Source organism: Labrenzia sp. R5_0 (assembly GCF_017743835.1).
Lineage (GTDB): Bacteria > Pseudomonadota > Alphaproteobacteria > Rhizobiales > Stappiaceae > Roseibium > Roseibium algicola.
The window spans coordinates 1,094,591-1,118,531 of sequence record NZ_JAGHRK010000002.1; the positions used below are offsets into that span (position 1 = coordinate 1,094,591).

At 59.9% G+C, this 23,941-nt stretch carries 16 protein-coding genes; 14 read left to right on the forward strand and 2 right to left on the reverse strand.

Going from position 1 to position 23,941, the window contains the following annotated elements:
• Positions 1–187 precede the first annotated feature (187 nt).
• From J7447_RS13895 to J7447_RS13960, 14 genes are all read left to right on the forward strand, one after another.
• The gene (locus tag J7447_RS13895; protein ID WP_075282372.1) at positions 188–1,645 is read left to right on the forward strand and encodes a HAMP domain-containing sensor histidine kinase; all 1,458 of its coding nucleotides are present in this window, start codon (positions 188–190) and stop codon (positions 1,643–1,645) included.
• Positions 1,642–2,337, forward strand: coding sequence for a response regulator transcription factor (locus J7447_RS13900; protein WP_152505720.1), 696 nt, complete (start codon positions 1,642–1,644; stop codon positions 2,335–2,337). Before J7447_RS13895 ends, J7447_RS13900 begins: the two co-directional genes overlap by 4 nt.
• A 127-nt stretch (positions 2,338–2,464) precedes the next feature.
• Positions 2,465–3,763 (forward strand): ABC transporter substrate-binding protein, encoded by a 1,299-nt coding sequence (locus J7447_RS13905; protein WP_209169874.1) that lies wholly within the window; start codon positions 2,465–2,467, stop codon positions 3,761–3,763.
• Positions 3,756–5,801, forward strand: a complete 2,046-nt coding sequence (locus J7447_RS13910; protein ID WP_209169875.1) for an ATP-binding protein — start codon at positions 3,756–3,758, stop codon at positions 5,799–5,801. Before J7447_RS13905 ends, J7447_RS13910 begins: the two co-directional genes overlap by 8 nt.
• A complete protein-coding gene (locus J7447_RS13915) occupies positions 5,785–7,122 on the forward strand; it encodes a sigma-54 dependent transcriptional regulator (protein WP_209169876.1) in 1,338 nt (445 codons plus the stop codon). Before J7447_RS13910 ends, J7447_RS13915 begins: the two co-directional genes overlap by 17 nt.
• Positions 7,123–7,271: 149 nt before the next feature.
• The gene (locus J7447_RS13920) at positions 7,272–8,594 is read left to right on the forward strand and encodes an extracellular solute-binding protein (protein WP_055656022.1); all 1,323 of its coding nucleotides are present in this window, start codon (positions 7,272–7,274) and stop codon (positions 8,592–8,594) included.
• A gap of 86 nt (positions 8,595–8,680) precedes the next feature.
• On the forward strand, positions 8,681–10,417 hold the full coding sequence (locus J7447_RS13925) for an iron ABC transporter permease (protein WP_055656025.1): 1,737 nt from the start codon (positions 8,681–8,683) through the stop codon (positions 10,415–10,417).
• Between the two features lie 27 nt (positions 10,418–10,444).
• Complete coding sequence (locus J7447_RS13930) at positions 10,445–11,503, forward strand: ABC transporter ATP-binding protein (RefSeq protein ID WP_023003308.1); 1,059 nt, start codon at positions 10,445–10,447, stop codon at positions 11,501–11,503.
• Between the two features lie 488 nt (positions 11,504–11,991).
• Positions 11,992–14,376: a methyl-accepting chemotaxis protein gene (locus J7447_RS13935; RefSeq protein WP_209169877.1), complete on the forward strand. Its 2,385-nt coding sequence runs from the start codon at positions 11,992–11,994 to the stop codon at positions 14,374–14,376.
• Positions 14,377–14,487: 111 nt separating this feature from the next.
• Positions 14,488–15,066: a histidine phosphatase family protein gene (locus J7447_RS13940; protein ID WP_023003301.1), complete on the forward strand. Its 579-nt coding sequence runs from the start codon at positions 14,488–14,490 to the stop codon at positions 15,064–15,066.
• 206 nt (positions 15,067–15,272) lie between these two features.
• Positions 15,273–16,685 (forward strand): caspase domain-containing protein, encoded by a 1,413-nt coding sequence (locus tag J7447_RS13945; protein ID WP_353653795.1) that lies wholly within the window; start codon positions 15,273–15,275, stop codon positions 16,683–16,685.
• 47 nt (positions 16,686–16,732) lie between these two features.
• The gene (locus J7447_RS13950; protein ID WP_023003297.1) at positions 16,733–17,299 is read left to right on the forward strand and encodes a hypothetical protein; all 567 of its coding nucleotides are present in this window, start codon (positions 16,733–16,735) and stop codon (positions 17,297–17,299) included.
• Positions 17,300–17,410: 111 nt separating this feature from the next.
• The gene (locus J7447_RS13955) at positions 17,411–18,076 is read left to right on the forward strand and encodes a hypothetical protein (RefSeq protein ID WP_055656035.1); all 666 of its coding nucleotides are present in this window, start codon (positions 17,411–17,413) and stop codon (positions 18,074–18,076) included.
• 434 nt (positions 18,077–18,510) lie between these two features.
• Positions 18,511–21,072, forward strand: a complete 2,562-nt coding sequence (locus J7447_RS13960; protein WP_023003292.1) for an FAD-dependent oxidoreductase — start codon at positions 18,511–18,513, stop codon at positions 21,070–21,072.
• Between the two features lie 135 nt (positions 21,073–21,207).
• Here J7447_RS13960 and J7447_RS13965 read toward each other — a convergent pair whose 3' ends face one another.
• Together J7447_RS13965 and J7447_RS13970 are read right to left on the reverse strand one after the other, a co-directional pair.
• Positions 21,208–22,443 (reverse strand): Tm-1-like ATP-binding domain-containing protein, encoded by a 1,236-nt coding sequence (locus tag J7447_RS13965; RefSeq protein ID WP_209169879.1) that lies wholly within the window; start codon positions 22,441–22,443, stop codon positions 21,208–21,210.
• 8 nt (positions 22,444–22,451) lie between these two features.
• On the reverse strand, positions 22,452–23,939 hold the full coding sequence (locus tag J7447_RS13970; RefSeq protein ID WP_209169880.1) for an aldehyde dehydrogenase: 1,488 nt from the start codon (positions 23,937–23,939) through the stop codon (positions 22,452–22,454).
• Between the last annotated feature and the right edge of the window lie 2 nt (positions 23,940–23,941).

The window sequence follows — 23,941 nt, forward strand, 5'->3', positions numbered from 1 at the left end:
ACGGTCAACATTGGTGTAAATACAGATGGCGAGTGATCGAATTCCACCTACCAATACTAATCAATTCTGACAGATTCTGACGAGACTTGCTTCCTTTGGGTGACACCTGCCTGAAATCGAAGCTGCCGCAATCAAGGCCTCGAAACTGTTACTTGAACAGGCAGGCCGCTTCCGTCATCACAAGCGCATGCTCGATCTCAAGACCATGTTGCTGCTGGAATTCGCGACAACCGCTTTCATGTCAGTTGCCTGGCTTCTCGTCTGGTTCGTCTGGCGCCAGATCTATGAACTGAAGGTCATCGCGGCCGGTTTCTTCGCCATCGCGATTGGATTGTTTCTCTATTTGCAGCGCGGTCCGGACCCATCGCTCATTCGCGTCGTAACGGACAACATGGTGATCAAGTTTGGCCTGGTCCTGTGGGCCGACGGCCTGGCGCGCTTCCTGGGACAACCCCGTTTTGTCGGTATCAGCGCGTTCTGTCTCGCGGCACAGCTCCTGTTCTGGATCTTCGCCGTTATCTATGACCCGACAGACCTCGGCCTGCGCATTCATGCCTCCACTGCCTTCACGGTGGTGATGATGGCACTGATGATCCGGACGCTTTACCGCGACCGCTCCCAACCCCCTTTCCTGCGCTGGATCATGATCTTCCTGCTTGGGGAATATTCCGCCGCAAGTCTGCTGCAGAGCGCACTCGTCTACATTCAGCCATCGACCGTTGCCAATCCGGTGATGACCAACATCAACACATGGTACTTCTTCCAGGGACACATCTTCATTGTCGGCTTTTTCTTCTGTCTGATCTTCATGGTGGGCATGCGCCTGTCCATGGATTTGCGCGACCGCAACGCCGCGCTTGCGCGCGAAGTAACATTGCGACGGCGTCTGGAGGGAGAACTGTCCGCCAGTCTGGAAGGGGAAAAGGCCGCCCGTCAGGACCAGCGCCAGTTGATGCGCATGGTCAGCCATGAGTTTCGCACTCCCCTGGCCGCAATCCGCTACGCTAGCGACATGCTCACCCTGATGCTGGAACGACCGCAGCAGGCTGTCGCCCAACGTCTGAAAAGCATCGACGAGGCCGTTTCCCGCATGACGATGCTGATCGATCGTTTTCTTGCAAGCGAGCGGCAGGATGAAGGTGTGCTGAAGATCGAGCAGGTGGATTTCCCGGCCCTTTATGAGGACGTTCAGCGGCACTTCGACCATGCCGGCCTTGGCGAACGCCTCAGGCTTCATCCCGTTGCGCCGATGCCGGCATACCGGGGAGATACCGAGATGCTCCGCACGGTGATCGTCAATCTGGTCGACAACGCGCTCAAATACTCACCAAAGGACGCCGAGGTCGAGATCACGATAGGGGCCCACAACGGTGATATCGTTCTGGAAGTGAAGGACCGCGGGATTGGCATTCCGGATCGGGACCTTGCGCAGATCGGCAATCGTTTTTACAGGGCCTCGAACACGGGCGGAACCGGAGGCAGCGGGCTCGGCCTGCATTCCTGCCGGCAGCTCGTCGGCTATCACCAGGGACATCTGGATTTGAGTGCAAGACAAGGCGGCGGCACGATTGCCAGAGTTTTCCTGCCGCTTCCCGGATTTGCGCGAGCGGACTCTGAGACCATGCAGGAGGAGGAACCGGCATGAACAGGATTTTGATAGTGGAGGACGAAAGTGCTCTTCGCGCCGACTTGTTGGATTATATGCGTCTCAACGGCTTTCAGGTCAGCGGCGCGGGCGGCGCGGCCGAAATGTGGACCGCGCTGGATGACGCCGACCGACCGGATGTCGTGATCCTGGATGTCTCGCTGCCGGATGGAAACGGCTTCGACCTTGCAGGTGACCTGAGGGCGAAAATCAATTGCGGCATCATCATGCTGACCGCACACGGTGACAGCGAAAGCCGTGTCCGCGGGTTCGACAGCGGCGCGGACATCTATCTCGTCAAGCACACCAGCCTCAGGGAAATACTGGCTGCGGTGCAGAGCCTCATACGCAGACTGTCCGGTGCTTCATCAGAAGGCAACAGCACGGCTGAATGGGTGCTGGACAATGTCTCCTGGAAGCTTCTGCCACCGGACGGCGACGCCATAAAGTTGACCGCAACCGAAAGGATCTTTCTGGAAGCCCTGGTCTCCAATTCCGGCGCTCCTTGCGCCCGGGACGATCTTTCCCGGCTTCTTTCCAATCGCCAGACCCAATTCGACAACCGGCATCTGGATGCCGTCGTCAGCCGCCTCAGGCGCAAGATCCAGGATCAGACCGGGGTGGAATCGCCCATCAAGTCTGTCTATGGCGTCGGATATTCCTTTAGCGCCGCCTGCAAGATGGACAGCTAGCCCGGTTTGTCTCGCTCAGGTTGCCGAGCACACGGCGGAACCCGAAGGGTCTGGCACCATCGCCTTGCATATTTCCGTCGACGCTCGGAATTCTGATATAAGGTGCCTCAAAATGAGGCAATCCGGGATGTCAGGCGCAATCAGTTTTCAGAAAATATCCGTCATGCTGGCCGTCATTGCAATGTCCTGCCTGGCGACACTCCTGCTGTTGACTGCCGCAAACGCGCGGGATCTTCGTGTCCTGACGTCCTTTCCGGACTATTTCACGAAGCCCTTCGTCGATGCGTTTTCGAAGAAGTACCCGGCGATCAACGTTACTGTCCTGAACAAGAACACGGTCGCCTCGGTCGAGGAAATCCTGCTGGACAACCCGCGCGGCTTCGACCTGTTCTGGTCGTCATCGCCGGAGGCCTTTTCCCTTCTCGAGAAATTTGGCCGCCTGCGGGAACGCTCACAGGACAGCAGCCAGACCTTTGTCGATTTCGCCTATTCCGGTGTCGGCTGGTGCTGGATGGAAGACTTTGAAGGCAGGCCGCCCACAAGCTGGAACGATCTGCTGGACGCACGCTTTCAGGACAGGCTGGCCATGTCCCACCCTGCCCGGTCAGGGTCCACGCACATGCTGCTGGAAGTCATCCTTCAGGACCGCGGCTGGGATCGGGGCTGGCAGTATATCTTCGGCCTGTCCCAGAACCTCAAGACCATCACCGCCCGCAGTTTCAGTGTCATAGAAGGGCTCAAGCGCGGCCGCTTCGATGTCGGCCTGTCGATTGATTTTCTCGCGCTGACGGAAGCCGACGACGGCGTCCGCTTTCAATATGGTCAACCGGTCATGATGGCCCCTGCCCGGATTTCCGTTCTCAACCACGGTTCCGCCCATGAGGAGGCGGGCCTGTTCATCGATTTCATGTTGAGCACACCGGCGCAGGAACTGCTGACACAGCCCGACATCCGCAGGATTCCGGTGGACACTTCTGTACGCGAACAATCCCTGAACCAGTTCCCCAGGGAAGTGCAGGCTGCGCTGAAATTCAGCTGGTCCACCTATGACCCCAATCTTGCCGAAACCCGGTATCAGGCCGTCAACGACCTGTTCGACATCTTCATCACCAGAAATCTGGTTCAGCGCAGAAACCTGTTGCGGCGCCTGGAAACTTTGAGCCGTCAGGCGCCTCCCGATCTCGTCCCTTCGCTGATCAAGATTAAGAAGAAGCTCAACCAGCTTCCCGTGTCCGAGATCGATGCCGTACGCTCGGAACGCTACCGGGACGCACAGGAGGAAGGCGCGAACTCGCTTGTCGGAACCGGCGAAGAATGGAGCCTTGCCACCTGGCGCGTTGCCGCCAGGGAGCAACTGGCGGAAGTCGATGCCATGCTGACAGGGCTCGAGGCAAGCATCCGGAATGGTCTGGCTGTCAATGACTGAGACGGCAAACCGCGGGCGCGGCACGATATGGTTTCGATTGCTGCTGTCCATCCTCACGATTGCCGCGATCACCTGGATCATCCTGGCCATCGGCGTAGTCTTCTTCACTCAGGCACGCAGCGATTTTGGCGAGATCACCGAAAAGAGCATTCCGGAAATCGCCTTGGCATCCGAACTTTCCGAATATGCGACGCGGCTGGCCGTCATCGCGACCGAGATTGCCGCGCAGACCCGGGAACGCGAACCGGAAGCCATGCGCGAGGATGTGGAAGCCGCAAGCCAGGGCATTTCGGGCCTTCTGGAAACAAACATCCTGAGCGACACGAAAAACACCGCGAAGATAATCGAGGCGAAGGAAACCTTGAGCGACAAGCTCGGCTCCTTCCTGCAGGTCTCCCGGGATCTGCAGGCAATCAACAGGTCGCTGGAACACTACCAGGTGGAACTGCGCTGGCTGCAGATCGATATCCAGACCGAAGTCGCTGCCCGCATTCAGGACCTGTCCTTCAACATCGACAGCCTGTCGTCCGAAATGGTCCGCTCGCAGTCGCGCACCGACCGGGTCGCGGCTGCCGCGATCATCCGGCAGGAAACCCTTCTTCGCGAACAGATGCAGACAATCGGGTCAAGCACGGCGACGGCGATTACCTTCCTGCTGCAGGCGCTTTATGTCGACACGGCGGAAAAACTCGCACAGCTCGAAGATCTGAATTTCGACGCGCTTGAAAACCTCCAGGGCATGCTGGCGGAGGTCCCGCAAAAGGCCGACACCGAAACGCTGGTGTCCTCGCTGGAGCGGTTGCAGGCCTTCGCCTATGACGAAACGGGGGTCTTTGCAGGTTCGCGTGACCGGATCGAGTTGCAGCAACAGGCACTTGGCGACCTCAGCACCGCACAGGCCGCCGTCGCAGATCTTCAGGCAGCCCTGGTCGAACTCGGCAGGGAGCGCCGTCTTGCCGCCCTCACCTTTACCAATCAGGCAGCCGAACGGCTGCGCATTGCCTCTCTGCTGCTGGCCGTCGCAACTGTCATCTGCGGCGTCATCTGCGCCGGCATTCTGCTGTTTTATGTCCGCAACCAGATCGTTGCCCGACTGCACCGGCTGGCAGAAGCCCTGATCGAGATCGCTCAGGGCAATCTCTCCACGCCGATCCCCACCCGCGGCAACGACGAAATCGCCCGAATGGGGGCAGCGACGGAGATATTCAGATCCTCCGTGGTTGAACTGAACAGAACCCACGAAAACCTGCAAAAGGAAATCGTCGAGCGCAAACGTGCCTTCGACCAGTTGAAGCAGACCCAGCGCGAACTTGTTCAGGCCGGCAAGCTGGCGGCTCTCGGCCAGATGTCTGCTGGTATCAGTCACGAACTGAACCAGCCGCTCGCGGCCATGAAACATCACCTGCACAATCTTCGACTGCTGCTTGCCAAAGGCAAGAGCGAAGCGGTCGAAGCCAAGGTCGACGTCGTTGAAAACCTTGCCGAGCGGATGTCGCGCGTCATCAAGCACCTGAACGGCATTGCCCGCCGTTCGGACTACGCGGTCAAGGACCTGACGCTGGATCAGGCACTGGAACCTGTCGTATCGCTGTTCGAGCGGCGCCTGGAGGAAAGCAGCGTCGCGCTCAAGGTCTCCGACGCTGCCGGCAAGCTAACCCTCCGCGCGGATCCCGTGTTGCTGGAACAGGTCCTGATCAACGTCATCGGCAACTCGGTCGACGCCATCGACATGAAAGCGGCAGGCGGCGGTGAAATCCGCATCGAGGCAGAGCAAACCGGCGGTGACGCGACCATCCTGATCGCCGACAACGGCATCGGCCTTCAGGGGCAATCGGCAACGCAGCTGACCGACCCGTTCGTGACCACCAAGGAAGTCGGCAAGGGTCTCGGTCTTGGATTGACCATCTCCTTCAACATCATGCAGGACATGGACGGGCATCTGGAACTTGCGGAAAACGACCAGGGTGGCGTAACCGTTCAGCTGAGGCTGCCATGCGCGGCACAGAACAAGGTGGGGCAGCTTGAGCACTCGGTTTGAAACGGGCGAAATCGTTCTGGTCGACGATGATGCGGATCTGCTGGAAGCAATGCAGGAAACGCTCGAGCTCGCCGGGTTCAGCGTGCGTTGCTACGCCAACGCCAATGTGATTGCCGAACAGATCCAGCCCAACTGGAACGGCATCGTCATCAGCGATATTCGCATGCCCGGCAGAACCGGCATGGAGTTTCTTCGCCTGATCCAGGAAAATGCCCCCCAGGTGCCCTTCATCGTCATTACGGCACACGGCGACGTGAAGACCGCGATCCAGGCGATGAAGCACAACGCCTATGACTTCATCGAGAAATCCACCGAACCGCAACACCTGATCGACACGGCCCGCCGGGCACTTGAAAAGCGCAGGCTGCAACTCGAAAACCTGGCGCTGCGGCGCAAGGTTCAGCGCATCCGCGATCCTCAGGGTGAGTTAATCGGCAGTTCGCAGGTCATGGCTGACCTGCGGTCGACGATTTCGCGCATCGGCCCACTGAATGTCGATGTGCTTCTGCACGGCGAAACCGGCACCGGCAAGGACCTGACCGCACGCTGTCTGCATCAACTGTCCCCGCGCGCGCCGGGACCGCTTGTGACGATCAACTGCGGTGCCGTCACGGAGATGGACATCGACCGCGAACTGTTCGGCTTCGAAACCGAAAACGGCTCCTTCCCGGGGCGGATCGAACGGGCGCAGGGCGGAACACTCTATCTGGATGAACTTGATTCCATGCCCAATGCGCTGCAGACGCGGTTTCTGCGTGTACTGGAAGAGCGCAAGATCACCAGGCTGGGCGGCAGCGATGCCGTCCCGGTCGATATCCGCGTCATCGCCGGCGTGAAGACCAATCCTGCCGTCCTCGTTCACGATGGCCGCCTGCGGGGCGATCTCTATCACCGGATGAATGTGGCAACCCTGTCCCTCCCGCCGGTGCGTGAACGCGGCGGGGATGTCATCGAACTGATGGAACACCTTCTGGATCAGGCCTCGGAAAACCACGGCCTGCCGCTTCCGAAACTGTCACAGCGCCAGAAAAAGCAGTTCCTCACCTATGACTGGCCCGGCAATGTTCGCGAAATTCGCAACATCGCTGCACGGCTTGTCATCGGCCTGGAGGCTGACCTGCAGATAGGCAGCGGCCAGCCAATTGAGGTCTCCACAGGCTATGAGGCGGCCATGACCGCCTTCGAAACCGAGCTCTTGCAGAACGCTCTGCTTCAGACCGGTGGCCGAAAGGCAGAAGCCGCCGAACTGCTCGGCATCCCGCGCAAAAGACTTTACCTGCGCCTGAAAAGCTGCGGCCTTGCGGAGGAAGACGGGTCATGATCGACACGTTGAACGTGTCAGTTTTGACACAAAAATATCAATAAATTCAATAATTTGACTCGAAAATTTCGCCAGTGATAGCGTTTCCTCGCTGAACGAACAAGGGGCTGGATCACCCCCTTGCGTCAGAATGGAGGAGACATAATCCAATGAGGAAATTACTGGGCCTGACGGCACTGGGACTGCTGGTGTCTGCCGGCGTGGCGAATGCTGCCGACAAGGTGGTCGTCGTGACATCCTTTCCGAAGGAACTGACCGATGCATTCGAAGCCGCCTTTGCTGCATCCAACCTGGACTACGAGCTGGAGATCCTGAGCAAGGGAACATCCGCAGCCGTCAAATACATTCAGGAAACCGCCGGAAACAACACGTCCGACCTGATGTGGGCATCCGCCCCCGATGCATTCGAAGTGCTCAAGGGCAACGACCTGCTTGCCAAGGTCGAAATCAACGCCGAAGGCATTCCGGAAAAGATCGGCACGTACCCGATCAATGATCCCGACGGCTTCTATTACGGTTTTGCCGCATCCGGTTACGGCATCATGTGGAACACCCGCTACCTGCAGGCCAACGAGCTGGCACCGGCAAAGGAATGGGAAGACCTGGCCAAGCCGGAATATTTCGGTCATGTCGGCATGTCCGCACCGTCCCGCTCCGGCACCACGCACCTGACGGTCGAAACGCTTCTGCAGGGCGCCGGCTGGGAAAAGGGCTGGGCCGACTGGAAGTGGATTTCCGGTAACATGAACACGGTCACCGAGCGCAGCTTCGGTGTGCCGGATGGCGTCAACTCGGGCAACTTCGGCCTCGGCGTCGTTATCGACTTCTTCGGCTTCTCGTCCCGCGCGTCCGGCTTCCCGGTCGACTTCGCCTATCCGTCGGTCACTGCCGTTGTACCTGCCAACATCGGTGTCGTGAAAAACGCTCCGAACCCGGAAGGTGCAAAGGCGTTCATCGAGTTCGTGCTGTCGCCGGAAGGCCAGCAGGTCCTGTTCGATCCGGCCATCATGCGTCTGCCGGTCAACCCGGCCGCTTACGCGACCGCACCGGACGGCATTCCGAACCCGTTCGAAGGCGACGATGTGAAGGCATCGGTCAACTTCGACGCCGACCGCTCGGAAAAGCGCTACAACGTCGTCAATTCCCTGTTCGACGTCATGGTCACCTACCGTCTGACCGAGCTGCGTGAAGCCGTCAGGGCAGTGCAGCTTGCCGAGATTGCGCTTGCCGACAAGGACAATGCGGAAGCCAAGGCACTGATCGCCGAAGCACGCGCACTCATCGACGCTACCCCCATCACCGAGGAAGAAAGTCTCGACCCCTCCTTCGCCGCCGTCTTCCAGCAGAAACGCAAGAAGGAAAGCGACGTCATCGAGGGCCGCCAGGCGGAAGTCGAGCAGCAGTGGGATGCCTTCGTGGTCGAGAACTACGCAAAGGCCAAGGCTCTGGCGGAAAAAGCCGCCAGCCTCTGACGGAAAACCAAAAACAACATCACGTCGAACTTGCCGCACCGCCCGGAACAGGGAAGGTGCGGCCTCTTCCCCGGAGTTCATAGCCGATGACTACGAGCAATGCAGCGACTGCGCCTGCAAGGCAGTGGCGCATATTTCCCGAGCTGTCCGGCACCGCAATTGCGGGCGTCGCGATCGCCATCTTCCTGCTGGCGTTTCTCATCCTTCCCGTCTTGAAGGTGACCTATGTCGCCTTTCAGGATCCCCACACAGGAGCCCTGACACTCCAGAATTTCGGCGATTTCTTCCGCTCGTCGCTGTTCCGCAGTTCCTTCGTGAACTCCTTCTACGTCTCGGCGATGTCCGTGGTCGTGGCAACGGTTATCGCCCTGCCGCTGGCCTATATCACCACCCGTTTCAACTTCGGTGGAAGCGCGCTGATCCAGAGCATCGGCGTCATCCCGCTGATCATGCCGCCCTTCGTCGGCGCCATCGCGATGCAGCTCCTGTTCGGCCGCAACGGCACGGTCAACCTTCTGCTGTCGCAATACCTTGGCTTCAAGATCCCGTTCATGGAAGGCCTGAACGGCGTCATCTTCGTCCAGTCCCTGCACTATTTCCCGTTCATCCTGATCAACCTGTCGGCGTCGCTCCGCAACATCGACAAGGCAATGGAAGAATCGGCGCAGAACCTCGGCTGCACGGGCTTGCGCCTGTTCCGCCGGATCGTATTCCCGCTCGCCATGCCCGGTTACATTGCCGGCGCCGCGCTGGTGTTCATCAAGGTCTTTGACGATCTCGGCACCCCGTTGCTGCTCAACGTCAACAACATGCTGGCCCCCCAGGCCTATCTGCGCATTTCCTCCGTCGGCATCAGCGATCCGATGGGCTACGTCATTTCCTTCATCCTGGTGGCCTTCTCGGTCTTTTCGCTGTGGGCATCCTTCCTGTTCATGCGGGGCAAGGATTACGCCACGGTTCAAAAGGGCGGTGGCGGCCTTGCGCGGCGCGACCTGTCGCGCGGCGAGAAGATCGTTGCCTATGGCGTCGTCGTCTTCATCCTGCTTCTGGTTCTGTCGCCGCATTTCGGTCTGACGCTGCTTGCGTTCGGCACGATCTGGTCGTTCAGCCCGCTGCCGGACGGCTACACGCTGGCCAACTTCGCCACCGTGTTCGAACAGTCCCTGCAATATGTGGTCAACACATTGATCTACGCAGGCCTTGCCGCCGGCTTCGACATCATCCTGGGAACGGCAATCGCCTACATCGTGCTGCGAACCGGCATCAAGGGCCGCAAGATGCTCGACTACATGGCGACCGCCGCGCTTGCCGTACCCGGCGTCGTGCTCGGCATCGGCTACCTGCGCCTGTTCCACAGCTTCGAGGTGCCGGTCATCGGCAAGCCGCTGGCGTCCTGGTGGGTCATCATCGTGATCGCCCTGACCGTGCGCCGCCTGCCCTATGCGCTCAGGGCCTGCATGGCCGCGCTTCAACAGGTCAGCCTGTCGCTTGAGGAAGCAGCGGAAAACCTCGGCGCCTCCAAGGGCCGCTCCATCCGCAGGATCGTCGTTCCGCTGATGGCCGGGGGGATCCTCGCCGGTTTCGTCACCAGCTTTGCCACTGCCGCAGTCGAACTGTCGGCAACCATCATGCTGGTCTCCACCAGCGACGACGCTCCGCTCTCCTACGGGATCTACCTCTACATGCAAAGTCCGTCCGGCCGGGGTGCCGGCGCGGCACTCGGCATCCTCGCCGTCGTGATCGTCGGCCTGGGGACGTACCTGTCGAACCGCATCATCGAGAAGGACCGGGCTCGCAAGGCCGAAGTCCGCGCATCCCACTGAGCGTTCAATTTCGAGGAAACACTTCCAATGACCAGAAAAGCAGTCGAAATACGGATCGAGGACCTGCATCTCTCCTTCGGCACCACCGAAGTCCTGCGCGGCGTCAACATGACCATCGAACCGGGTGAATTCTACGCCTTCCTTGGCCCGTCGGGCTCCGGCAAATCCACCCTCCTGCGTGCCATTGCAGGCTTCGGTCCGACGCCCAGAGGACGCATTCTCATCGGAGGCCGCGACATTGCCAAGCTTCCGCCCTGGAAACGCAATGTCGGCATGGTGTTCCAGTCCTATGCCCTGTGGCCTCACATGTCGGTTCGTGCCAACGTCGCCTTCGGCCTTGAGGAGCGGAAAGTCGCGCGCAAGGACATCGGTACCCGTGTGGAATCGGCGCTGGAACTCGTCGGCCTCCTGCATCTCGCCGACCGCATGCCTTCCCAGCTTTCCGGCGGCCAGCAACAGCGCGTGGCTCTTGCCCGTACCGTCGTCGTCGAGCCGGATGTCCTGTTGCTCGACGAGCCGCTGTCGAACCTTGACGCCAGCCTGCGCATCCAGATGCGCCGGGAACTTTTGTCCCTTCAAAGGAAGCTGGGCCTGACGACCATCTTCGTCACCCACGACCAGGAAGAGGCCAACACCACCGCCGACCGGATGGCCGTGCTCGACGGCGGTGTCATCCAGCAGATGGGCACGCCGCAGGAGCTCTACGACACGCCGGCAAATCTGTTCGTGGCAAAATTCCTGGGAACCGCAAACATCATCGACGGCACACTTCAGCGTGGCGACGGCGGAAATACCTTCAAGATTGCCTCCGGCGAAGTGCTTCATCTCGGTGCAGGCAGCCCCGACGGTTCTTCGCTCGTGCTGCGGCCGCAGAACATCGAAATCGTCACCGACCAGAACCACCCGGACCTGATTACGGGCAAGGTCAAGCACCGGGAATTTCTCGGCAGCCAGACGCGCTACCTGGTGGAAGCAGCAGGCAGTGAGCTGATCATCGATCAGAAACATGTGGGCGGTGTCGACTGGTACGAACCCGGCATGGAAGTGAAGATGAGCGTCAACACCCGGAACGCCGTGTTGCTCTGACGTTTTTCGGCATCAGGCCTGCACGGGATCGTGCCGGCCTCCTGCCCGGTGCAGGTGTCTTCACGCCATTCAGATCCGGTGCCCGGCCTAACCTCCTCTCACCCTTCTCCCTGCGGGCGGCCGCCACTGCCGGCTGGGAGGAGCTGAAAGCCCAAGGTTCGGGCGTCGGGGCCCGTGAGCGTCTGTTCACGGGCCATCTTTCGCAGAAACACTTGCCAATATGACGCAAGGTCAAGTTTTTGATATCGGAATCGCGATACAGGTCTCGCAGCGCGAAGAAAATCGCAACACCTTTCAAGCAATTCAGCGGATCAAGGAAGGTTCCGATAATCGGTGGTATTAGTCAACTTTGGCTAGGCACTTGCCTCACCGATAAAACTGACCTGGTCATAAATAGTTTGGTAACAACTACCACCTAGCTTTCCCGGATTACTCCTGTGGCGGCATGGAGTTCAGTGAACCACTGAAACTCGATTCATGGGGGAAACATGAGAGCCGCCGGCAATCTTCCGATATCGATGAAACTCGCCATCTGCATGGCTGTTTCCGTTCTGCTTACAATGTCCGTTGCGGTCGTCGGCTATGTCGCGACCCGCCAGATGGGCGGGGCAATTCAAACCTCCCAGACAACGGGCTCTGCCCTGATGTCCATGGCCCAGCTTAACCGCCTGAAAGCGCGTTACGTCGAATCCGGCGATCCGGATGACGTCTCCGTGGTGAAGGACAGCATGACCGACATCTCCGCGACGCTGTCCGTTCTGCAAGCAGGCGGAGAAGACGTTGCCTCGGCGACCGGCAACATTGCGGCATTCTCGACTGCTTTCGACACCCTGGTTGCCTCCGAGGAAGAAATCGAACGCAAACGCCTGCAGATGACGACATCCCTGGAAAACCTGATGGCGATCGGCCACAGCGTTGCCCAGGCGGCAGCGAAACGCGAACAGAAACTGGTCAACGAGCTGCAATCCTTGAGAACAAGCGGGGAAGCAGCCAGTGAACTCGCGCAGGCAGCAACACTTGCCAGCGCCCATTCCATGCAACTCAAGCTGGATCTGGAGACCCTGTTTCGACATCCGGACGCGGCTCACATGAAGGCGGTCAGCAAATCCTTCGGCAAGTACTATCTCCTGATCCGCAAGCTGACGTCCTCCGCAACCGTGTCGGAAAACCTGCAGCCCGCGCGTGACCTTGCCGAAGGCGCCAACGCCATGCGCGCCCTGCTCTCTGCTGTACAGAAGGATCCGTCCCAGGCCCTGTCCGGGAGAGACGCTCTGACCAAGGGCTTTGACAGCCTTGCCGGACTGACCGATGCCGTGCGCAATGACCTTGGCCGCGCCTTCAAGAGGGCCCACGGCGACATGCTGGCGATCGAGGGACTTGCCCGATCCGCTGTTGCCGAAGCCAAGGCCGGCGACGACTTTGCTGCCGAAGCCCGGGTGTTGTCAGATGCGTTCTGGCAGTTCCAGGTCAACCGGTCGGATCTTACGCGCAAGGCGGTGCTCGACAGTATCGCGGCCCTGCAGATGCAACAGGAGCAGGTGTTGTCCACCATGCTGACGGGAGCCGATGCGGTTGCAGCGCGCACCGCAATCGAAACCCTGGGCAGCGCCTTTGCGAAACTGTCTTCGGCCATGGCAGATTTTCGGGTTGCGCTTGCTGCTGCCGACACTGCCGAGACAAAGTTTGCCGAAGGCATTTCCGCGCTCAACGCAAGGCTGGAAACCAGTGCCGCCAGTACGGAAGCAAGGTCGACACTCATCCTGTTGGCGGTGTCCGCGATCGGGCTGGTATTCGGCATTGCGGCGGCAGTTGCACTCTGGTTCACCGTTGCCCGCCCCGTGTCCGTTCTGACAGCTGCAACCCGTCGCCTGGCTGACGGCGAAGTCGATGTCACGATCGACGGTGCGGTCACGCGCGACGAGGTTGGGCAGCTCCGTCAGGCACTCCTGATTTTCCGTGACAGCCTGCTGGAAAACCGCCGCCTCGGCGAAGAACGGTTGCAAAGCCAGTTGGCCAGTGAGGAGCGCCAACAGCATATAGACAGGCTGGTGGCCGGGTTCCGCAATGACATTCAGGACGTCCTGAAGAGCCTGTCCGAAAATGCCGGACAGATGCAGGACACTGCCCAGTCGATGACGGTGATTGCCGAAACGGCATCTTCCCTCACCGGCAACGCCACCGGTTCCTCGAACGAAGCCTCCGGCAACGTTCAGGCCGTCGCGGCTGCCACCGACGAGATGGCTGCCTCGATTGCCGAGATCGCCCGGCAGGTGGAAACGTCGAGCCAGATCGTCAGCAACGCCGCGGACAACGCCAACCGGACCAGCAGCAAGATCACCGGCCTTGCGGAAACCGCACAAAGCATCGAAGGCGTTGTTTCCCTGATCTCCGAGATCGCCGAACAAACCAACCTGCTGGCACTCAACGCCACCATCGAGGCGGCTCGTGCCGGGGAAGCCGGCAAGGGCTTTGCCGTTGTGGCGGCAGAGGTCAAGTCGCTGGCAACCCAGACCGCAAGAGCGACAAACGAAATCGCCTCGCAGATTGCGGCCATGCAGGCGTCCGCATCGGAAACGGTTACGGCCATCGGCGAGATCGTCGCGATCATGCAGGACGTCTCGGAGTGTACCAGCGCGATTGCCGCTCCTGTCGAGCAGCAGGGCTACGCAACCAACGAAATCGCGCGGAATGCCGCCCTCGCCTCCAATCGAACCATGGCGGTCGTCGAAGACATGTCCAGCGTTTCGGACGCGATCGGCGACACCCGGAAATCCGCAAGCGATGTTCTGAATGCCTCCGACAACCTGAACCAGCAGACAGCACGCATTCGGTCGACCGTGACGACATTCCTCAACGAAGTGGCGGCCGCCTGAGATCAAACGCCTGCCGGGCGGGAGAACCGACTGCTGCCCGCCCAGTTTCACCCCCGTAAAACCGGTTCGACCCGAACGGACCGCCAACATGACACTTAAAAAGACAATCCGATGACCCATCCGAAAATCATCTTCATGCGCCACGGCGAAACAGAATGGAACCTGATCGGCCGTGCGCAAGGCCGGCTGGATTCTCCCCTGACCGCAAAGGGACGCGAGCAGGCGACCCTCTTGGGAAAGATCCTCGCCCGCGAACTGGTATCAGCCGAAGGTTACGACCAGATGGTCAGCCCCTTGGGCCGAACCCTGGAAACCTCGCAGTACCTGCAGCAGAACTTCGACTTTTCGCCGGTTGAAACCGACCTGCTCGTTGAAATCGATGTCGGCGGCCTGAGCGGCCTGACAAGGCCCGAGATGTTCGAGAAGTATCCCGAACACATGAACGGCAAGCCCGGCAATACCTGGTATTTTGGCGCGCCGGGTGGCGAGACACTGCAGCAGATGCGTGAGCGCGCCGGAGCCTGGCTTGCAGGCCTGACGGGACCGACAATCGCAGTGGCCCATGGCCAGATCGGCAAGGTTATTCGGGGTATCGTTCTTGGCCTCGATGACACCGGGATCCTCAGCCTCAAGGAACCACAGGGCGTTGTTCATGTGCTTGAAAACGGACAGGAAACGGTCTGGAGCTAAAGACTGCGGGCGTGCCCCCGTTCTGCACGCCCAGCACCTTCCCCCGCTACAAATACAAGACCAAAACCGGAAGACAGGACGATCCCGTCACTTTGGCAATGGTCTTCCTCCATTGACGCTGTGGACAGGAAACCGGTGCTGCAGCTATACAAAGGAGAGTAATCAGCAAGAACTCCTTTATTTCATTCACTTAGCGGGGGCTACAAGTGAACTATTTGCTGCCAGCACATATTATTCGATTGAGCGTCATTTTGACGGCCATCGTATTTATTCAAATAATTTTAAGTACAGGATCCGCCTTTGCGGGTAAGCGCGTCGCGCTCATCATCGGCAATTCGAATTACGAGCATATCCAGTCGCTGAAAAACCCTGAAAACGATGCCCTTCTCATGGCAAAAACCTTGGGCGATGCCGGTTTCGAAGTGAGGCAGCTCATCGACGGCAACTACAGGGATATGAAGCGGGAACTTCTCGAGTTTGGTCGCACCTTGCGGGATTCGTCGATCGAAGCAGGCCTGATCTACTACGCCGGGCACGGTGTGCAGGTACGCGGGGAGAATTATCTTATCCCGGTGAACGCCCTTCTGGCGGATGAGGACGAGGTCGATCTTGAGGGCATCAACGTCAACGACTTCCTCAAGGTGATGAACTCGTCCAGCAGTCCGGTGAACATCGTCGTACTGGATGCCTGTCGCAACAATCCCTTCAAAGGCTCTTTCCGCTCGGCCACCCGTGGCCTCGCCCCCATCGATGCACCCATGGGCACCCTGATCGCCTATGCGACGTCGCCCGGGCAGGTCGCGATGGACGGTTCCGCCGGAAATTCTCCCTACACGGCCGCCCTCAGCCGCGCCATCGAAACCAGCCCCGGCGAGCCGATTGAATCCGTCTTCAAGCAGGCCCGGCGCGATGTTCTGGCCGAAACCGCCGACCGGCAGGTGCCTTGGGAAGTCAGCTCGATCACCGGTGATTTCTACTTTTATGAAGACGGTCCGCTGCCAGACGATACCGCCGGAGAAGCCGGCAGCCAGGGCAGCCTCGACGTCGCCTACTGGACCGCCATTCGCGACAATCCTTCCATCTCGGAACTGCGCGCCTATCTCGCCCAGTTTCCAAACGGCCTTTTCGCAGGTGTCGCCGCCAACCGACTGAAGGACTTCGAAGACAAGCCGCAGGTCCAGGCAAGTCTTGCACCGAGCGAAGCCGAGCAACCGATAAACGGAGCTCCGGTCCCGTCCGACCCGAAGGAACTGACGAGGGCCGTCCAGGTGGAACTCAACAGGCTTGGCTGCGACGCAGGTTCGCCAGACGGTGTCTGGGGCCCGAAAAGTGGCCGCGCGCTCGACACCTTGAGGAACGAAGCCAAGCTTCAGCTTGCGTCCTTGTCTCCCAACGCGGCTGTCCTGAAGAAACTTCGGCAGCTCGACGGCAGGATATGTCCGCTGACCTGTTCCGCCCGCTACGTATTGAAGAACAACGAGTGTGTTCTGAAAACCTGCCCGGCCGGACAACTGCTCTCTTCAGCAGGGCAGTGTTACACGAAGTCGAAACCCAGTCCCCAGTCCTCCTCATCCGGAGGCAACTGCTTCACGTTCAACGGCCAGCAATATTGTGACTGACCTGGCAGAGCGGCACACGTGCTCGAGTTTCAGATGATCGGGGCAAGATGGGGTTGATAAAAACTCTGGCAGCCAGCCTGCTTCTTGCGGCCGGCTTTGCAGGAAACGCAAGCGCGGACGACATGTCCGGCAAGACCATAACGATCGACATCACCATGCCGATCTGCGGTTTTGCCGACGGCACACAGTCCTGCGTCTGGGAACACAGCGCGTGGTTCTATCTCGCCGCCATCTTCTTCGCCGGGAACGACGACCTGTTCTATTCCTTTTCGTTTCACTCGAACTTCGAAACGGAAGGCGTCCGGATACCAACCGGCACGGGATCAGGTGAGAGGGTCAATAAAACCAAATCTGGCGACCCCATCGTCCATTTCGTGGATGTTGAGCGGCTCTCCGCAAACCGTCTTCATGCAGTCCACACCATGGAAATGGTTGAAGACGGATACATCCGGAAAAACGCATTCACGCTGGAAATGAACGGCAAGGAGTGCCGGATCCTGGAGTTCAGGCAGGAGCACTTCTCCAACACCCAGCTCAAGTACGCCTATGGAAAGCCGACCTCGCTCATTTGCAAGGTTCAGGACGGTCCGCAAACCGATGTCTATGGAAAGTGACGGCATGGACAGCGCACCGGCAAACCCGCAACCACAGCTCGAATCAAATCCATCAACACTGAATTTCAAGATCCTCCAGATGGAGGGCATTTTCCCGGAAGGAGACTTATTGTGAAGAAGATTTTGTTCCTGGCATTGACGACCTCAATGCTGGGTATGGCCGGTTGCCAGTCGACGGCACCGGAAGGCGCCTCCCCGGCCCAGAGTTCCAAATCAGCTCCCGCGACCTTCGATCTCGGCAGCAAGAAGATTTTCCTGAGCTCGAATATCAAGATCGAGCAGAAGGACTATTATTCCAACACCAACAAGGGTTCGTTCACCGAAACCAACAACCGCACAGGCACCACGGCCGTTCTGATCCGCCAGAACGGCGACAATCTGCTGGTCGCCGATCCGGACAACCAGGCGGGAACCGTGTTTGTGAACGGTAAAAGCGTCAAGACCTCCGGCAGCATCTCCGGCAAGGGCAGGACCAACTGCGTCAAGCTGGAAATCGAGGAAGGCTACAAGCGGAATATCTGTTCGCGCTACACCTACAGCAACGGCATCGTCGAAATTTCCGAAGAGGAAAAGGACCCAGCCGAGGACCGCACCACAAAGCGGACCTACAAGTTCGCCTATGACGGCAACAGCTGCCGCTTCATCAGTTTCTCGGAGTTCTCGAACGCCAAGAACGGCTATTGTGACGGACCCTGCCTTGGCTACTACGGCGGCAAGACCAAGTGGCGCTACACAATCAACAGCACATCGACTTCAGGCAACTGCAGCATTCGCTGATTGGACCTGACGCGTTGCCCCGGGCCGCCGCTTTCCAGCTTACGTTTCCCCGGGGCAACCATCCTCACCTGACGGATATGATGGCCGGAGCGCAACGCGGCGAACGCCTATCATTTGCCGCCACTCCCTTCCGGCGTGGCGCGCTTGCCGGACACTTCACCACGCACCCGAAACCCTGACATTTCCCTGATAATTCGCGACCGTTTTCGTACCGTGCCGCGTTCTCGAAACACGACCAGCCTGTCGCAATCACAAGCCAGCTTTTCCTGACGATTTGAACCACCGTGTCGTGGCGCTTATGCCGCCATGACGCAATTACGCTATTTTGCCTGTCGATCAGTCGCGATACTGCCGCCACGAAACGGAAATCCGGTGCAGTCGCACGGACCGGACGCAGGCGGACTGCGCTCCGGTCGATGAAAAAGGAATGAGACATGTCAGCATTTCCTGACAAGGCACAGATCGTCATCGTCGGTCTCGGCGGTATCGTCGGCGCGTCGATCGCGCATCACCTCATCGAACGCGGCTGGACCGATATTGTCGGCATCGACAAGTCCGGCATTCCGACCGACATCGGTTCGACGGCCCATGCGTCCGACTTCTGCTACACCACCAGCCACGACTACCTGTCCGTCTGGACCACCCAGTACTCCATCGACTTCTTCGACAAGATGGGTCACTACGCCCGCGTCGGTGGTCTGGAAGTCGCGCGCACCGGCGACGACACCTGGATGGAGGAAATCAAGCGCAAGGTGACCTCGGGCAAGGCCTTCGGCACCAATGTGCGCCTCGTGACCCCGGCCGAGATCAAGGAAAAGTTTCCGCTGATCGAAGAGGACATGGTCCAGGGCGGGATGTGGGACCCGGATGCAGGTCTCGTCATCCCGCGCTCGCAGACGGTTGCAGGCAAGCTCGTTGATGAAGGCGAGAAGACCGGCAAGCTGAAAGCCTTTGCCAATACCCCGGCCCAGTCCCTTATCGTCGAGGACGGCCACATCAAGGGCGTCAAGACCCACCGCGGCACGATCATGGCTGACCATGTCATCGTCTGCGCCGGTCTGTGGGGCCGCCTGATTGCCGAGATGGTTGGCGAAGACCTGCCGGTAATGCCTGTCGACCATCCGCTGACTTTCTTCGGCCCGTACAACGAATTCGAAGGCACCGGCAAGGACATCGGCTATCCGCTGCTGCGCGACCAGGGCAACTCCGCCTACATGCGCGACACGGGCGATCCCAAGACGGCCGAAGGCGGCCAGATCGAGTGGGGGTACTACGAACCGACCCATCCGCGCATGTGCCACCCGCGCGATCTCCTTGAGAAGGATCAGGCCCGCCTGTCCCCCTCCCAGCGAGATCTGGAAATGGAACAGGTCATGGAGCCGCTCGAGCGCGCCATGGAGCTGACCCCGATCCTGGGTGAGATCGGCTACAACGAAGGCCATTCCTTCAACGGCCTCCTGCAGGTTTCCGCGGCCGGCGGCCCCTCCTGCGGTGAAAGTCAGAAAGTCCGCGGCCTGTGGTACTGCGTTGCGATCTGGGTCAAGGACGGACCTGGCTACGGCAAGCTGCTGGCTGACTGGATCACCGATGGCCGGACTGAAATCGACCATGCGTCCATCGACTATTCGCGCTTCTATTCCCACCAGCTGACCGAGAAATACATCGAGGACCGCTGCTACGAAGCTGCGCAGAAGATCTATTTCCCGGCGATCCACCCGCGTGAGCCTTACCTGACGAGCCGCAGCGTCAAGCGGTCCCCGTTCTACGACCGCGAGGTTGAACTCGGCGGCCACTTCATGGAACTGGGCGGCTGGGAACGCGCGCATGGGTATGCCGCCAACGAGCATCTGCTGGAAAAATACGGCGACCGGGTTCCGGTTCGTGAAAACGAATGGGACAACCGCCATTTCTGGCGCGTCTCCAACGCCGAGCAGCTCGAACTCAGCGAGAACTGCGGCATCATCAACCTGTCGCACTTCTACATGTTCGACGTCGAAGGCCCGGACCATGTGGAACTGCTGGAGTGGCTGTGTGCCGCGAAGATCGGCGGCGATGCCAACATCGGCAAGGGTATCTACACCCACTTCCTCGATGACGAAGGCAACGTGCGTGCCGACCTCACGGTCTTCCGCATGGCAGACCGCTGCCGCATCGTCGACGGTGCAGACGCCGGCCCGCGCGACTATCACTATGTGAAGCGCATCGCCGAGGACAAAGGCTTCGACGTCACGGTGACAGACGTCAGCGAGCAGTACACCACCATCGGCATCTGGGGCCCGAACGCCCGTGAGAACCTGAAGAAAGTGGTTGCCGATCCGGCAGCACTCGATCCGGAAAACTTCCCGTTTGCGGGCATCCGCCAGATCGAAATCGCCGGCAAGTCCGTCATGGCCTTGCGCCTGTCCTATGTCGGTGAACAGGGCTGGGAACTGCACATGAAGTACGAAGACGGCCTGGCCGTCTGGGACGCTCTGCGGTCCACGGGTGTCATCGCGGTCGGCGTCGAAACCTACGCCAACTCGCGCCGCATGGAAAAATCCCTGCGCCTGCAGAACGCCGATCTTCTGACCCAGTACAACCTCCTGGAGGCTGATCTGGCCCGCCCGAAGGTCAAGGAAGCGGATTTCCGCGGCAAGGCAAAGCACGTCGAGTACCGGGAGCGCGACAAGCAGCCGGCCATGCTGTGCACGCTGGTGATGCTTGAAAACACAGATGCAAGCGGTGTCAAACGTTACCCGGTCGGCGCGATGCCGGTGCAGGATCCGGACACGGGCAAGACGCTGGTCGACAGCCTGGGCCGTATTTCCTACACGACCTCGGTCGCCTATGGCCCGACCATCGGCAAGAACATCGCTCTTGCCTACCTGCCGCAGGAGTACTGCCAGGTCGGCCGCAAGCTGAATGTCGAGTATTTCTCGGAAACCTACCCGGTCGAGGTCGCCGGTGTCGGCTACCAGCCACTCTACGATCCGGAAAACCAGAAACCACGGTCCTGATGACCAAGGCCCGTGACAGGCAACGACTTGCCACGGGCTGACCTCAGATCACAAGAACAAGCTAAAGCCCCATCTCACGACCCCAAAAAGCGCCGCTCGCCGGCGCTTTTTCCTTTCGTGGCACCCACGGCGGCCTTAACCGCCCCGCATGACAATCCCTTCTTCGACCCATCTGTCGAAAACGCCAAGCGCAGCATCCGCAAACGCCTTGTCGTTGATATGCGCCGAAACCTCGGTCGTCGCGATACGGCCCGGGAAGACTGTCCTGACTTCGTCGATGAAGGCCGCCAGCCCCTCCGGATCGTGGGCTTCCTCGCCCTCCTTGTCCCAGGCCTCGATGCCGCCAAGCGGCAACAGGAAATGGGTCGGCCCCTTGGCTGCCTCCAGTCGGTCGGCGAGTGCATTCGCCCACTGACGGCGCTCCTGCGGGTTGAAGACGGAGCTCTTGATCAGACGATTGTGCTCGTGAAACGGCCTGTCGGCATATTGCGCCGGGATTTCCTGCCAGCCGGCAAAATCCACCAGATCAAGCGCGCCCGGCGCCACGATCTGCGGCGTGCCCAGCCTGCCTGCATTCTGCAGCCGGTCCGGCCCGCTGCTGACCAGCGACCCTGCCAGGAGATTGCCGAATTCCTGCAGGCAGAAATCCATGACGCAGCAGAAGGCCCCCTCCCGCACCAGGCTTTCGAAGGCCATGCCGCCCATGCCGGTGGAATGGAAGACAGCGACTTCGTACCCCCGGTCTTCGAGTGCCGGTTTCAGAAGCTTCATATAGGACAGGCAACTGGAGCCAAGCGATGTCATGCCGACCAGCGGCTTTGAGCGATCCGGCATCTGCGCGGCCCTGGCGGCACCTAGCACGGCGCCCGCGGCCTGCGCCAGCGACGACTTGCAGATTTCGTTGAGGCCATAAAGGCCACCGGCCCACAGGATCATCTGGATATCTGGCGCCAGCCGTTCCGGCGGGATCAGAGACGAGAAGCTGACCGTAGACACGATGAATTTCGGTACGCCCATCGGCAGCGCCTGGGCACAATCGAGTGCCAGGTCCGTCCCCATCGTTCCGCCAAGCGCGATCATGCCGTCGATGCGGCCTTGCGCATAAAGGTCGGCGACAAGCTTTGCCGCACCCTGCGCCATCACCTGAAAAGCCTTGTTCTCGTCGCCTTGTGCAATCACGTCCTCAATGGACATGCCGCCTGCCCTGGCGACCTCATGCTTGGAAATGCCGGTCGGCCTGGCCGGATCGCCCAGTACGCTGACATCCATCGTCAGCACCTCGCCACCCTGATCGCGTATGGTCTGCTCTATGAATTCCAGTTCGGCATTCTTGGTGTCGTAGGTCCCGATGGACAGGATTGTCTTGGTCATGGATATCCTCAGAGCTGGATCCAGGCTGTCTTCAGGTCGACATACTTGTCGAGCGCGTGCAGCGACTTGTCGTGGCCGTTGCCGGACTGCTTCATCCCCCCGAGCGGGACGGTCATGTCCGAGCCGCCATAGGTGTTCACATGGATGACACCGGAGCGGACTCCGGAAATCATCCGATGCGCCCGGCCGAGATCGGACGTCCAGATACCGGCGGCGAGACCATATTCGGTGCCGTTGGCGATCCGGATGGCCTCTTCCTCGTCCTTGAAGGCGGTTACGGCCAGTACGGGCCCGAACACTTCCTTCCTGGCAATCGTATCGCCCGGCTTGACCCCGCTCATGACGGTCGGAGCCATGTAGTATCCGCCGGTCTCGGTCAGGATCCGCTCACCCCCGGTGCGGCGCTCGGCACCTTCGGCTTCCGCGGTCTCCACGAATTTCAAGTCGGCTTCCAGCTGGGTCAGCGAGTGAACCGCGCCGATCTGGCTGGAAAGATCCAGCGGATCACCCACCTTGAGAGCTTCCGCTTCCCGGCAGATCGCGACAACGAAATCGTCGTGAATGTCCTCCTGCACCAGGAGGCGCGAACCGGCGACACAGACCTGGCCGGAATTGCGGAAGATCCCCGCCGCCGACACCTTGGCAGCTTTCGCCAGATCAGCCGTATCATTGAAGACGATGTTGGGGGACTTGCCGCCCAGCTCCAGATAACAGCGCTTCAGGTTGGATCTGGCGGAATATTCAAGAAGCCGCCGCCCTGTCGCACCGGAACCGGTGAAGACCAGGATGTCGACGTCCATGGAGAGGGCCAGGGCTTCGCCGACAACGGCGCCGGGGCCGGTCACGACGTTGAAGACACCGTCCGGAACTCCTGCCTCGGACGCCAGTTCGGCAATCCTGAGCAGGCTGAGCGAGGCTGTTTCCGCCGGTTTCAGCACGATGGAGTTCCCCATGGCGAGCGCGGGAGCAATCTTCCAGGCGCCGATCATCAGCGGGAAGTTCCAGGGAACGATGGCCCCCACGACACCGACCGGTGCCCGGTGGACAAGCCCCAGCACATTGTCTGCCGTCGGCGCGATCTCGCCATAGATCTTGTCGAGTGCTTCTGCGTAGTACCGGAAGGTCCCGGCCGCGGACAAAGCCTCGGCCTTGAAGGCCATGTTGATCTCGGTGCCGTTGTCGCGCACGCCGAGAACCGCAAGCTCAAGCGCTTTCGCCTCGATCAGATCCGCCAGCTTCAACAATACCTTCTTGCGGTGGGCCGGGGCGGTTTTCGACCAGCGGCCATCCTCGAACGCCTTGCGCGCGCCTTCAACCGCAAGTCCCACATCGGCGGCCGTTCCGCTTGCGATCCTTGTCAGCGGTTTTCCGTCGATGGGGGAAAGCACCTCCAGCGTCGCCCCCTCTCGGGACGCGGCAAAGGCGCCGTTTACAAAATGCCCCTGCTCTGCAACGGGCTGGTTGCGCAAAACGTCGATTGCGGCCTGGTCAAGCATCT

Bases quoted from the DNA above. Each gene is read 5' to 3' on its own strand.
- J7447_RS13895 (WP_075282372.1), top strand. From the start codon at position 188: ATGCTCGATCTCAAGACCATGTTGCTGCTGGAATTCGCGACAACCGCT.
- J7447_RS13900 (WP_152505720.1), top strand. From the start codon at position 1,642: ATGAACAGGATTTTGATAGTGGAGGACGAAAGTGCTCTTCGCGCCGAC.
- J7447_RS13905 (WP_209169874.1), top strand. From the start codon at position 2,465: ATGTCAGGCGCAATCAGTTTTCAGAAAATATCCGTCATGCTGGCCGTC.
- J7447_RS13910 (WP_209169875.1), top strand. From the start codon at position 3,756: ATGACTGAGACGGCAAACCGCGGGCGCGGCACGATATGGTTTCGATTG.
- J7447_RS13920 (WP_055656022.1), top strand. From the start codon at position 7,272: ATGAGGAAATTACTGGGCCTGACGGCACTGGGACTGCTGGTGTCTGCC.
- J7447_RS13925 (WP_055656025.1), top strand. From the start codon at position 8,681: ATGACTACGAGCAATGCAGCGACTGCGCCTGCAAGGCAGTGGCGCATA.
- J7447_RS13930 (WP_023003308.1), top strand. From the start codon at position 10,445: ATGACCAGAAAAGCAGTCGAAATACGGATCGAGGACCTGCATCTCTCC.
- J7447_RS13935 (WP_209169877.1), top strand. From the start codon at position 11,992: ATGAGAGCCGCCGGCAATCTTCCGATATCGATGAAACTCGCCATCTGC.
- J7447_RS13940 (WP_023003301.1), top strand. From the start codon at position 14,488: ATGACCCATCCGAAAATCATCTTCATGCGCCACGGCGAAACAGAATGG.
- J7447_RS13950 (WP_023003297.1), top strand. From the start codon at position 16,733: ATGGGGTTGATAAAAACTCTGGCAGCCAGCCTGCTTCTTGCGGCCGGC.
- J7447_RS13960 (WP_023003292.1), top strand. From the start codon at position 18,511: ATGTCAGCATTTCCTGACAAGGCACAGATCGTCATCGTCGGTCTCGGC.
- J7447_RS13965 (WP_209169879.1), bottom strand. From the start codon at position 22,443: ATGACCAAGACAATCCTGTCCATCGGGACCTACGACACCAAGAATGCC.
- J7447_RS13970 (WP_209169880.1), bottom strand. From the start codon at position 23,939: ATGCTTGACCAGGCCGCAATCGACGTTTTGCGCAACCAGCCCGTTGCA.